The 12,390-nt window shown below is 73.6% G+C and carries 10 protein-coding genes; 5 read left to right on the top strand and 5 right to left on the bottom strand.

Annotated elements, in window-relative coordinates; translation table 11 throughout:
* Positions 1–155: 155 nt before the first annotated feature.
* Positions 156–3,269: a BTAD domain-containing putative transcriptional regulator gene (locus M8C13_RS18350; protein WP_252481839.1), complete on the top strand. Its 3,114-nt coding sequence runs from the start codon at positions 156–158 to the stop codon at positions 3,267–3,269.
* Here M8C13_RS18350 and M8C13_RS18355 read toward each other — a convergent pair.
* The 4 genes from M8C13_RS18355 to M8C13_RS18370 are packed head-to-tail and all read right to left on the bottom strand — an operon-like array spanning position 3,242 to position 6,170.
* Positions 3,242–3,889, bottom strand: coding sequence for a response regulator transcription factor (locus tag M8C13_RS18355; RefSeq protein WP_252481840.1), 648 nt, complete (start codon positions 3,887–3,889; stop codon positions 3,242–3,244). The two genes, M8C13_RS18350 and M8C13_RS18355, sit on opposite strands and share 28 nt — an antisense overlap.
* Positions 3,886–4,959, bottom strand: coding sequence for a sensor histidine kinase (locus tag M8C13_RS18360; protein WP_252481841.1), 1,074 nt, complete (start codon positions 4,957–4,959; stop codon positions 3,886–3,888). Before M8C13_RS18360 ends, M8C13_RS18355 begins: the two co-directional genes overlap by 4 nt.
* 26 nt (positions 4,960–4,985) lie before the next feature.
* Complete coding sequence (locus tag M8C13_RS18365; RefSeq protein ID WP_252481842.1) at positions 4,986–5,471, bottom strand: hypothetical protein; 486 nt, start codon at positions 5,469–5,471, stop codon at positions 4,986–4,988.
* Between the two features lie 18 nt (positions 5,472–5,489).
* Entirely contained in the window at positions 5,490–6,170 is a 681-nt protein-coding gene (locus M8C13_RS18370; protein WP_252481843.1) for a TetR/AcrR family transcriptional regulator, read from the bottom strand.
* A 188-nt stretch (positions 6,171–6,358) separates the two neighbouring features.
* On the opposite strand from M8C13_RS18370, the gene M8C13_RS18375 reads away from it, so the two are divergent.
* From M8C13_RS18375 to M8C13_RS18390, 4 genes are read left to right on the top strand one after another with little or no spacing between them, the layout of a single operon-like run.
* Complete coding sequence (locus tag M8C13_RS18375) at positions 6,359–7,804, top strand: glycosyltransferase family 39 protein (RefSeq protein ID WP_252481844.1); 1,446 nt, start codon at positions 6,359–6,361, stop codon at positions 7,802–7,804.
* Between the two features lie 3 nt (positions 7,805–7,807).
* A complete protein-coding gene (locus M8C13_RS18380; protein WP_252481845.1) occupies positions 7,808–9,289 on the top strand; it encodes a glycosyltransferase family 39 protein in 1,482 nt (493 codons plus the stop codon).
* A 4-nt stretch (positions 9,290–9,293) separates the two neighbouring features.
* Positions 9,294–9,809, top strand: a complete 516-nt coding sequence (locus tag M8C13_RS18385; protein ID WP_252481846.1) for a PH domain-containing protein — start codon at positions 9,294–9,296, stop codon at positions 9,807–9,809.
* Positions 9,809–11,359: a PH domain-containing protein gene (locus M8C13_RS18390; protein WP_252481847.1), complete on the top strand. Its 1,551-nt coding sequence runs from the start codon at positions 9,809–9,811 to the stop codon at positions 11,357–11,359. Before M8C13_RS18385 ends, M8C13_RS18390 begins: the two co-directional genes overlap by 1 nt.
* Here M8C13_RS18390 and M8C13_RS18395 read toward each other — a convergent pair.
* Positions 11,270–12,322: an NAD(P)-binding domain-containing protein gene (locus M8C13_RS18395; protein ID WP_252481848.1), complete on the bottom strand. Its 1,053-nt coding sequence runs from the start codon at positions 12,320–12,322 to the stop codon at positions 11,270–11,272. The genes M8C13_RS18390 and M8C13_RS18395 overlap by 90 nt on opposite strands.
* Positions 12,323–12,390: the final 68 nt, after the last annotated feature.

Raw genomic sequence — 12,390 nt, forward strand, 5'->3', positions numbered from 1 at the left:
CAAGGACGCTGTAGAAGAACTTTCAACGCAGGTCACACCATCCGGCCGCTTGATCTCGACCCCTCCGGCGGGTTTGACTGTCTCCCGGTGACGACCTGTCGCTTCTGGGGGGCGTGGGCACTGTCAACCACGGTTTGTCCACGTGGAGGCGACGAGTGCGTTTCGAACTGCTTGGCCCGGTGCGAGTGCTGGACGACGACGGCGACGAGGTGGGTGTCGGCGGTCCCAAGCCCCGGGTGTTGCTGGCGGCGTTGTTGCTGGCCAGGGGCCGGATGGTGCCCGCGGACCGGCTGCTGCGGATCCTGTGGGACGACAACCCGCCGGAGACCGCGGGCGGGGTGCTGCAGTCCTATGTGGCCCGGCTGCGCCGCTCGTTCAAGGACGCCGCGGGTGCGGCGGCCCCGGTGCTGGCCACCCGGCCGCCGGGCTACCTGCTGGAACCGGGCGGGGCCACCCTGGACCTGGCCGAGTTCGAGCGACTGACCGCCCAGGGCAGGCGGGAGATCGCCGACGGCGCGGCCGAGGCCGCGGCGGCGACCCTGGCCGGGGCGCTCGCGCTGTGGCAGGGACCGGCGCTGTCCGGGCTGCCGGGACTGTTCAGCGAGACCGAGGCGGCCCGGCTGGACGACCTGCGCTGGACCGCGGTGGAGGACCGGGCCGAGGCGCTGCTCGCGCTCGGCCGCGGCGCCGAGGTGGCCGGGGAGCTGAGCCCGCTGGTGGCCGATGTGCCGCTGCGCCAGCGCTTACGCGGGCAGCTCATGCTCGCGCTGTTCCGCGCTGGGCGGCAGGACACCGCGCTGGAGGTCTACCAGCAGGGCAGGCGGGCCATGGTGGAGCAGCTGGGCCTGGAACCGGGGCCGGAGCTGCAACGCCTGCAGGAGGCCATCGTCCGCTGCGACGAGAGCCTGCACACCGCACCCGGCGCCGCGCCGGTGGTGGCCACCCCCCGGCCGGCCGCGGACTGGACCACACCCGGTCAGCTGCCGCCGGACATCGCCGACTTCATCGGCCGCGCCGAGCACATCGCCACCCTGCGCGCCGCGCTCACCGCGGCCGGCCGGCGGGCCACGCCGATCTGCCTGATCAGCGGCATGTCCGGGGTCGGCAAGTCCACCCTGGCGGTCCGGGTCGCGCACGAGGTGCGGGCGGAGTTCCCGGACGGGCAGCTCTACGTGGACCTCAACGCGGTCGAGCGCGCGCACCTGCCGGTCACCGAGGTGCTGGCCCGGTTCCTGCGCGCCACCGGGCTGCCCACCGCCGAACTGCCGGAGTCCACCGAGGAACGGCTCAGCCTGTTCCGCACCCGGCTGGCCGCCCGGCGGGTGCTGCTGGTGCTGGACAACGTCACCGACCTGCCGCAGCTCAACCTGCTCACCCCCGGCGCGGCGGGCTGCGGGGTGCTGGTCACCTCCCGGCGGCGGCTGCTCGGCGTGCCCGGCGCGGTCGGCGTGGAACTGGATGCGCTGCGCCCGGCCGAGGCGGTGGAACTGCTCGGCGCGGTCGCGGGTGGGGCCAGGGTGGACGCGGATCTGGAAGCGGCGCAACGGGTCTGCGAGCTCAGTGGCGGGCTGCCGCTGGCCGTGCGCACCGCGGGGGCCAAGCTCGTCTTCCGTCCACAGTGGACACTTCGGCAGCTGGTGGACCGGCTCGACGACGAACGCCGCCGCCTGGACGAGCTGGCCGTCGGCGATCTCAAGGTGCGGCCCAGCATCGGCCTGGCCGTGCGCGGCCTGCCCGCCGACGCCCAGCGCGCCTTCTGGCGGCTGAGCCTGCTGGACCTGCCCACCTTCCCGAGCTGGGTGCTCGGCGCGGCCCTGGACCTGCCGCCCGCCGCGGCCGAGGCGCTGCTGGACGAGCTGCTCGACGGCTACCTGGTCGACTTCGCCGGGGTGGACCGGGCCGGGCAGGCCCGCTACCGCATCCACGACCTGGTGCGGCTGCTCGGCCGCGAACTGGGCGAGAGCGCCGAGACCGAGGACGACCGGCGGGCCCTGCTCACCAGGGTCATCTCCGGCTGGCTGGCCCTGGTGCGCAAGGCATCCACCGAGGTGCCCTCCGGCGCGCTGCCGCTGCTGCCGGTGGTGGAGCTGGACTGGACGCCCCCGGAGGACGCGCTGCGGGCCGCGGCGGGCGCGCCGGGGGAGTGGATCGAGACCGAACAGCTCGGGCTCACCATCAGCATCGAACAGGCCACCGCCGTCGGACTCGGCGTGCCTGCCTGCGCGCTGGCCTCCGCGCTGCTGTCCTTCCTCACCGCTCGGCAGCAGTTCGCCGAGTGGCTGCGCGCCCGCAAGGTCGCCCTGGAGGCGCTGCGCCGGGCCGAGGACCGGCGGGCCGAGGCCGCGCTGCTGGTCGGGCTGGGCCACTTCTGCTACGAGCGGGAGCGGTTCACCGAGGCGGGCGAGCACTTCGAGCAGGCCATCAGCCGCTTCGAGCTGGACGGCCAGCAGCGCGGGGTGGCCATCGCCCGCTCCGGCCTGGCCACCGTGCGCGGCGAGCAGGGCCGTTTCGCCGAGGCGCTGGACCTGCTCGCCCTGGCCCGCCCGGCCCTGGCCGAGGCCGGGGACGCCGAAGGCCTGGCCTACCTGGACAACCGCACCGCGCGGATGCACCTGGAGCTCGGCTCCTTCGAGGCCGCGCTGAGTGTCGGCGAGCGGGTGCTCAGCGCCTACCGGGAACTGGACAACCGGCGCGGGCAGGCCTGGGCGCTGCGCAGCCTCGGCCTGGTGCACCGGGCGATGGGCCAGTGGCGGCGGGCCGCCGAGCTCAGCGGGGAGTCGCTGACCCTCTTCGGCGCCACCGGCGACCGGCTTGGCGCGGCCTACGCCCAGCAGGCCCTGGCCAAGGCGCTGCTGCGACTGGGCGAGACCGAGCGGGCCCGGCCGCTGCTGGACGACGCGCTGGCCACGGTCACCGCGCTGCGCGATGACTTCGGGCAGGCGCTGCTGCTGCGCACCCTGGCCGAGCTGTGCCTGGCCACCGGCGCGCTCTCGGCCGCCGCGGCCTACGTGCAGGAGGCCGAGCTCCGTTGGCGCGGCCTGGACATGGCGCTGTGGCGGGCCCGCACCCTGCTCACCTGGGCCGAGCTGGACCGCCGCCGCGGCTTCGCCGCCGATGCCGAGACCAGGCAGGCCGAGGCGCTGCGGATCTTCGCCGAGCTGGGCAGCCGGGAGGCGGGCGAGCACCGGTCCGTGCCTGCCGCCCGCCGGGAGTCGCCGGAGGAGCGGCCGGGGCCGGTGGCTCAGGGCGCGGCCAGCCCGGCGCGGTAGGCGTAGCGGGTGGCGTCGGCGCGGTTGCGGGCGCCGATCTTGGCGAAGGCGTTGTTGATGTGCGTCTTCACCGTGGCCTCGCTGATGAACAGGGCGCTGGCGATCTGCGGGTTGCTGCGGCCCTGCGCGATCAGCGTGAGCACCTCGGCCTCCCGCGCGGTCAGTCCGTCCGGCGGGCGGTGCGGTTTGGCCGGTTCCTGGCGGGTGAGCGCGGCGACCAGGCGCTGGGAGACCTCGGGCGCGAAGGTGGACTGGCCGGTGGCGGCGGCGCGCAGGGCGGCGGCGATCTCGGCGCGGCCGGCTTCCTTGGTCAGGTAGCCGCGGGCGCCGGCGCGCAGTGCGTCGGCGATGGAGTCGTCGTCGGCGTAGGTGGTCAGCACCAGCACCGCGACCCCCGGGAAGCGCTCGGTGATCAGGCGGGTGGCCTCGATCCCGTCCAGCACCGGCATCCGCAGGTCCATCAGCACGATGTCGGCCCCGCGCTCGGCCAGCAGCGCCAGCGCCTGCTCGCCGTCCCCGGCATCGCCCACCACCTCGATGTCCTCGACCAGCCCGAGCAGGGCGACCAGGCCCTCGCGCATGATCTGCTGGTCGTCGGCCACCAGCACCCTGATGGTCATTCCGGCACCTCCGCCCGCACCAGCCAGCCGTCCCCCGCCGGGCCCGCGGTGAGTGTGCCACCCAGCAGGGCCAGCCGTTCCCGCATCCCGGTCAGCCCGAACCCGCCGCCGGGCAGCTCCGTCCTCGGCGTGCCCGCCGCGTTGCGCACGGACAGCCGGACCGCATCGTCCACATAGGACAAATCGACCTCGACCGGTGCGCCCCCGGCGTGTTTGGCCGCGTTGGTCAGGGCCTCGCGGGCGGTGCGCTGCAAGGAGATCTCCGCGCCGGGGGAGAGCGGCCGGGTGCGCTCGCTGATGGTCAGCCGGACCGGGGTCTGGTGGTCCCGCCGGTGCGCCTCGACCAGCTCGGCCAGCGCCGAGGGCAGCGGGCGGACCTCCTCGCGCAGCGCGGACACCGCGGCCTTGGCCTCGGTCAGCCCCTCCACCGCCAGCCGCCGGGACCGGCGCACCCTGGCCAGCGCCGCCTCCGGGTCGCGGCCGTCGGCCAGCAGCGCCTCGGCCACCTCCAGCTGCACGGCCAGCGCGCCGAGGGAGTGCGCGAGCACGTCGTGCAGCTCGCGGGCGATCCGGGTGCGCTCGGTCTCGGCCAGCAGCCGGGCCGCCTGCGCGGTCTGCTGCCGGTGCTGCCGCTGCACCAGGCCGAGCAGGGTGAGCAGGGCGAAGACCGCCATGCTGCTCAGCACGGCCCCCGTGCCGCGCCCCCACAGCAGCCCGCCGGTGAGCACCAGCACCACGTCCACCGCGGCCAGGGTCAGCCCGGCCGGCACGCTGGCGGCGACGTGCGAGATGAACACCATGGCCGAGACCGCGGACATGGTGGTGGCCGAGGCCTCCGGCACGCCGACCACGCAGGCGCTCAGCAGCGAGCAGGCCGCCAGCGCGGCCAGCGCCCGCCGCGGCGAGCGTTTGGTCAGCGCCAGGAACACCAGCCAGCACAGGAAGGACGGTCCCAGCAGCAGCCAGGCCCACCAGGGCGTCTCCGGCGCGCTGAGCAGCGCGTACACCAGCAGCGCGGTGACCAGTACGTGCATGGCCCTGCGCTCGTGCAGGGTCGGCGGCGCGGTCATGGGGGCAGTCTGCGCGAGCCGGGCGGTCAGCGCCGCACCGGCTGGCCGACCCTGGCGGCCAGCACCAGCGACTGGGTGAGCAGGCTGGCCCCCAGCGTGAGCATGATCGCGCCGCCGCCGCTGGTCAGGGTCGCGCCGAAGCCGTGGCCGAGGAAGCCGAGCAGCACCCGCAGCCCGATGAACCCGGCCCACACGCCGAGCGCCGGGCCGCGCATCCTGGTGAAGATCCGGCCGTCCCGCAGCTGGACCTCGCTGGTCCGGCCCAGCCCGACCCCCGCGCCGAGGGCGAGCAGCAGGCCCAGCACCAGGAAGACCAGGTCGACCGGGGGGATGTGGTAGTCGGGGCCCAGCTTGTTCTTCAGCTGGAGCAGCCCGATGCCGGTGAGGATCGCCGGGCCGATCCACACGTCCTCGCCGTGCTTGGTCAGCTCGTGCCAGTTCATCCGGCGGGCGATCACGAAGGCCACGACGGCGAGGGCCAGGGCCCCGTTGACCAGGGTGCTCAGTGTCATGGCACCAAGCTAGGAAGATCAGGGGGTGGAGTTCGTGGGCTCAGGGGTGGACTCGGGGGTGGAGATCGAGCCGGGCGGCGGCCACTCCTGCTCGGGCACGCCGGGGAACAGCCGCCGCAGGTAGTAGTCGGCGGTGGCCATCGCCTCCGCGGGGGTGCTGTTGTCCAGCAGGATGTCCGAGCCGAGCGAGTCGGCGACGCACCACAGCAGCATCGACTCCTTGTCCGGGTCGATGCCCGGCGCGGTGACCCCCTGCTCCTGGGCCGCGCGGATCATGTCGGCGAAGAAGTTGAACAGCTTCGGCTGGCCCTGCAGGTAGATCCGGCGCAGCGAGGGCTCGTTCAGCGCGCGGATGAAGTAGGCGATGCCGACCAGGCGGCCGGTGCGGGTGTGCTCGTCGATGGGCAGCGTCTCGACGATGCAGGCGCGCAGCACCGCCCACGGCGGCGGGTCGCCTGCCAGTTCGCGGGCCAGCCGGGCGCGCACCCGGTCGCCGGTCTGCACGCTGCTGAACTCCAGCGCGAACTCCAGCATGTGGTCCTTGGTCTTGAAGTAGTGCTGCACCGAGCCCATCGAGACCCCGGCCTCGGCCGCCACGTCCCGCAGGCTCACCGCCTCCATGCCGTGCTTGGCGACGATCCGCCACAGCGCCTCGGCGATGTGCCGCCGACGTTCCTCGTGGTCAACCTGCTTGGGCACCGACAGCCACACTTTCTTAATGCGGACGCATTGCAAAGGCTTCCGCGTCCCGGTTACCATGCACCCGCATTGTAACCGGCCGGGAGCCGGGACATCAGGGGATCAACTGGGGAGTTGTGATGCAAGTCCAGGTCAGCGAGCAACAGAGTCCGGCGCGGAGCTTGCCGCCGTTCGCAGCAGGCCCGGTTGTGACGGTTGCCGGAGTGCTCGGCGTGCTGCTGTTCGTCTTCGCCGAGCGCTACGGCACCTTCGGCGACGAGCTGTACTTCATCGCCGCGGGCCAGCACCTCGACTGGGGCTACGCCGACCAGGGACCGCTGGCGCCGTTGCTGGCGCTGGTCACCGAGTCGCTGTTCCCCGGCTCGCTGACCGCGCTGCGCTTCCCCTCGCTGCTGATGACGATGGCCATCGTGGCGGTGACCGCGCTGATCGCCCGCGAGCTGGGCGGCGCGCGGCGGGCGCAGACGCTGGCCGCGCTGGTCACCGTGGCCTCGCCGTTCACCCTGGGCAACGGGCACCTGCTCACCACCAACACGCCGGACATCCTGATGTGGGCGCTGGCCTGCTGGCTGCTGGTCCGCTGGGTGCGCACCCGGCGGGACGCGGTGCTGCCCTGGCTGGGCGTGGTCACCGCGGTCGCCTTGCAGTCCAAGTTCCTGATGGGCGGGTTCTGGGTGGCGCTCGCGGTGGCGGTGCTGGTGTTCGGCCCGAGGGAGCTGCTGCGGCGGCCGATGTTGTGGCTGGGCGCGGGAATCACCGTGCTGGCCACCCTGCCGAGCCTGCTGTGGCAGGCCGGACACGGCTGGCCGCAGCTGGGCATGACCGGGGTGATCGCGGCCGAGGGCGAGTTCATGCACGGCGGCCTGCTCGGGTTCGTGCCGATGATGCTGATGCTGGTGGGACTGCTCAGCGGGCTGGTGGTGCTGCTGTTCGGGCTGTGGCGGCTGCTCCGCGGGGGTGAGCTGCGGCCGTACGCCTTCCTGGGCTGGACCTTCCTCGGCGTGGTCGCGCTGTTCCTGATCGCGGGCGGCAGGCCGTACTACGTGGCCGGGATGTTCCCGGTGCTGTGGGCGGCCGGCGCGGTGGAGCTGTCCAGGGTGCGGGTGGCCGGGTGGTGGCGCTGGTCGGTGAGCCTGCCGGTGGCGGTGCTCTCCGCGGTGGCCATGTCCTTCTTCGGGCTCCCGCTGGAGCCGGTGCACAGCCGGGCCGGGGCCGGGTCGGTGGACTTCATCAGCACGCACAGCGTGGGCTGGCCCGAACTCACCGACCAGGTGGCCAAGGCCTACCACGCGCTGCCCGCCGAGCAGCGGGCCAGGACCGCGCTGCTGACCAGCTCCTACTGGCAGTCCGGCGCGCTGGACCGGTTCGGCCCGGCACGCGGGTTGCCCAAGGCGCACAGCGGTTCCCGGGGCTACTGGCACTTCGGCGCGCCGCCGGAGACCGCGGACACCGTGCTCTACGTCGGCCGTCCGCTGCCCGCGCTGACCGAGTCCTTCGGCACCGTCACGCAACTGTCCACTTTGGAGACCGAGTTGAAGGCGAACCGGGCGGTGGACGGGATTCCGCTGCTGCTGGCGCAGGGTCGCAAGGGCACCTGGGCCGAGTTGTGGCCCCGTTTCCGGAAGCTGGCCTGAGCCATGACCACACGAGAAGACTTCGCCCGGCTGCCGGTGCTGGCGGTGACCGCGGCCTACGCGGTGGTGCTGCTGGCCTTCAGCGGCCGCTACGACCTCTTCGGCGACGAGCTGTACTTCCTCGCCGCCGGCAAGCACCTCGACTGGGGCTATGCCGACCAGGGTCCGCTGGCGCCGTTGCTGGCGCTGGCCATGGACTCGCTGTTCCCCGGCTCGCTGACCGCGCTGCGACTGCCGGTCGTGCTGCTGACGGTGGCCGGGACCGCGGTGGCCGCGCTGATCGCCCGCGAGCTGGGGGGCGGCGCGCGGGCCCAGGTGGTCACCGCGATCGTCTTCGCCGGGGCGCCGGTGATGATCTCCGGCGGGCACCTGCTCGGCACCGGGGCGGCGGACACGCTGGCCTGGGAGCTGGCGGTGCTGGTGCTGCTGCGCTGGCTGCACACCCGGCGGGACGTGTTGCTGCTGTGGCTGGGGGTGGTCACCGCGTTCGCCTGGCAGGCCAAGTTCCTGATGGTCGGTTTCTGGGCGGTGCTGCTGGTGTGCGCGCTGGTGTTCGGGCCGAGGGAGCTGTTGCGGCGGCCGATGTTGTGGCTGGGCGCGGGAATCGCGGTGCTGGCCACCGTGCCCGCGTTGCTGTGGCAGGCCGGACATGGCTGGCCGCAGCTGGGCATGACCGGGCAGATCGCCGCGGAGGCGGCCACCGGCACCGGTGGGGCGCTCGGCTTCCTGCCGATCATGCTCTTCGGCGCGGGCCTGCTCACCGGCGCGGTGCTGGTGGTCTACGGAACCTGGCGGCTGCTGCGCGGACCGGAATGGCGGCCGTATGCCTTCCTGGGCTGGACCTTCCTCGGCCTGGTGCTGGTGTTCCTGGTGGTCGGCGGCCGCCCGTACTACGTGAACGGGCTGTTCCCGCTGCTGTGGGCGGTGGGCGCGATCGAGGTGGAACGCCGGAGGGCCGCGCGCTGGTGGCGCTGGGCCGCGGCCTGGCCGGTGGCGGTGGCCTCCGCGCTGGCCATGCTGTTCCTGGCGCTGCCGGTGCAGCCGGTGGAGCAGGCCGCCGCGCGCGACTCGGCCGACTTCACCAGCGTCTACAGCACCGGCTGGACCGAGCTGGCCGACCAGGTCGCCGCCGCCTACCACCAGCTGCCGCCGGAACAGCGCGCCCGCACCGCGGTGCTCACGGTGGCCTACTGGCAGGCCAGCGCGCTGGACCGCTACGGCCCGGAACGCGGACTGCCCAGGGCCTACAGCGGTTCCCGCGGCTACTGGTACTTCGGCGCGCCACCGGAGACCGCGGACACCGTGCTCTTCGCCGGACCGGCCGCGCCCTACCTGACCGAGTCCTTCGCGCAGGTCCGACAACTGTCCACTATGGACACTCGACTGAAGTCCAACCTGCTGGTGCAGGACATGCCGTTGCAACTGGCCACGGGGCGCACCGGCTCCTGGGCCGAGCTCTGGCCACGTTTCCAGAAACTGGGGTGACACCATGACCACACCGACCGCCGCCGCGCCCCGGCTCCGGCCGCCGCGCTACCGGGTGGACCCGCGCGCCCGCCGCTGGTGGACCGTGCAGGCGCTGCTCACCGTGTCCGGACCGGCGTTCCTGGTCGCGCTGACCATGACCACGCTGTCCCTGCTGTTCTTCCCCGGCGCGCTGCGCTGGCTCGGGCCGCTGCTGCTCGGCGTGCTGGTGCTGCCCGGCTTGGCCTACCTGCTCATCATGCCGCCGTGGCGGTACCGGGTGCACGCCTGGGAACTGGGCAGCACCGCGGTGTACTCGGCCAGCGGCTGGTTCTGGCAGCGGCGGCGGATCACCCCGCTGACCAAGGTCCAGACCGTGGACACCGTGATCGGCCCGATCCAGCGCGGTTTCGGCCTGGCCACGGTGATCGTGACCACCGCCTCCACCGCGGGCGACGTGCGGATCTCCGGGCTGGGCCTGGACGACGCGACCGAGCTGGCCCGCCGGATCGGCGAGGCCGCCGCGGTGGAGGAGGCGTGATGGACTGGCAGAAGCTGGACCCGCGCATGATCGCGGTGCACACGAGCTGGCTGGCCCCGCCTGCCGCGTCCTTCCTGGCCGCCCTGTGGATCTCCGACGGCCACCTGAACCTGCGCGGCTGGCTCACCCTGGCCGGGATCACGCTGGGCTTCCTGGCCTTCACCGCGGCCGGGATCGCCTCCTGGGCCAAGACCAGGTACCGGCTCACCGCCGACGCGGTGGAGGTGCGCACCGGGATGTTCACCAAGAAGCTGCGCACGGTGCGGCTCAACCGGATCCGCAACGTCGACCTCACCGCCAGCCCGGTGCACCGGCTGTTCGGGGTGACCACGCTGCGCATCGGCACCGCGGGCTCCACCGACCTCGGCAGCGAGGTCAAGCTGGACGCGCTGGCCGCCCCGGTGGCCAGGGCGCTGCGCGCCGAGCTGCTGGCCCGCGCCACGCACACCGCGGCCCAGGACCCGGTGGTCTCCACCATGAGCTGGCGCTGGCTGCGGTACGCGCCGCTGACCTTCTGGATCTTCGGCGGGATGGTGCTGGTGCTCGGGGTCGGGTACCGGGCGCTGGAGGCGATCGGCATCGAGCCCTGGCGGCTGCCCGTGGTGCAGCGGCTGGCGGTGGAGTTCGGCTCCAGCGCGCTGTGGTGGACCATCCCGCTGGCGTTCCTGGCCTCCACCCTGCTGGGCGTGCTCGGTGCGCTGGCGATCTACGTGGAGGGCTGGTGGCGGTACCAGCTGGAATGGGTCAGCGACAGCCTGCTGCGGGTGCGGCGCGGGCTGCTGACCACCCGCTCGGTGTCCATCGAGCGGCGCAGGCTCTTCGGCGCGGTGCTGCGCGAACCGCTGCTGCTGCGCTTCGGCGGCGGCGCCAAGGTCAAGGCGGTGGCCGCCGGGCTGGGCACCGAGCAGCAGGACAGCGAACGCAGCGCCGTGCTGCCGCCCGCGCCCCGCGCCGAGGCGCTGCGGGTGGTCGCCGGGGTGCTGCGGGAACCGGTGTCCCCGCTGGAAGACCTGGCGCTGACCGCGCATCCGAAGGTGGCGCACCGGCGGCGGATCATCCGCGGCCTGCTGCTGGTGACGCTGCCTTTGCTTGTCGTGCAAGGGATTCTGGGCTACCTGCTGACGGACGTGCTGCTGCACCTGGCCTGGAGCACCGCGCTGGCCAGTGTGCCGTTCGTGCTGTGGTTCGCCAGGGACGCCTACCGCAACCTCGGCCACGGCCTGTCCGGCCGCTACCTGGTGGCGCGTTCCGGCACCCTTAGCCGGGACACCGCGGCGCTGCGCCGGGCGGACGTGCTGTCCTGGACCTTCGCCGACACCCCGTTCTCCCGGCGGGCCGGGGTGGTCACGCTCACCGCCGCGGTGGCCACCGTGGTGGGCGGGTACCACGTGCACGACATGGCCGAGGCGGACTCGGCCGGGTTCGCCGAGCGGGCCGTGCCGGGCATCCTCACCGAGTTCCTAGACCGCGACGGCAGCGGGGAACAGCTCCCGGCGGAGCTCGTGCACTGCGGTGCGGGCGGCCCGGTTGGCGCCGATGGTGCTCGCTGAGGGGCCATAACCGACCAGGTGCAGCCTGGGCTCGGCGGCGGGATGCCCACCGGCCATCACGATCCCGCCGCCGGGCTCGCGCAGCTTCAGCGGGGCCAGGTGGTTGAGCGCGGCCCGGAAGCCGGTGGCCCAGATGATCGTGTCTGCCCGCTCGTGCGAGCCGTCGGCCCAGGTGACGCCATCGGGGGTGATCCGCTCGAACAGCGGGCGGCGGCGCAGCACCCCGCGCGCCCGCAGGTCCTTGATCAGCGGGGTGAGGGCGAGGCCGGTGTTCCAGACCACGCTGCGCGGCGGTTTCCCGGCCCGCACCGACTCCTCGACCTTGGCGATGATCGCCCGGCCGCGTTCGGGGGTGAACTCGTCCTCGCTGAACTCCGGTTCCCGCCGGGTCACCCAGATCGTCTCCGCGATCGGGGACAGCTCGTCCAGGAAGCGCAGCGCGGAGGCCCCGCCGCCGACCACCACCACCCGCTGCCCGGCGAACTCCGCCGGTCCGCGGTAGTGCGCGGTGTGCAGCTGGCGGCCGAGGAACTCGCGCGCGCCGGGGTAGTGCGGCCACAGCGGATGGCTCCACGAGCCGGTCGCGTTGATCACGCCGCGGGCCCGCCAGGAGCCTTCCGGGGCCTCGATGCGGAAGTCCGCGCCCTCGTGCCGGACCGAGCGGACCCGCACCGGCCGGATCACCGGCAGGTCGAAGCGCTGCTCGTACTCGGTGAAGTAGGCGGAGAGCACCTCGGCTGCCGGGCGCTCGGGGTCGGGCACGATCAGCGGCAGGTCCTGCAGGGCGTGGAAGCCGTGCACGTCGGCGTAGCGCAGCGAGGGCCAGTAGTGCTGCCAGGCGCCACCGGCGTGCGGGGCCGAGTCCAGCAGCACGTGGTCGATCCCGGCGCGGCGCAGGAAGTACGAGCTGGACAGGCCGGCCTGGCCCGCCCCGATCACCACCACGTCCGTGTCCACGACCACCGGAACGCCGGTGGGCGGGTGGCCCATTCCCCTGCGGAAGGAAGGTCACACCCGCCCACCGGCACGAC

This window comes from Crossiella sp. SN42 (genome assembly GCF_023897065.1).
Lineage (GTDB): Bacteria > Actinomycetota > Actinomycetes > Mycobacteriales > Pseudonocardiaceae > Crossiella.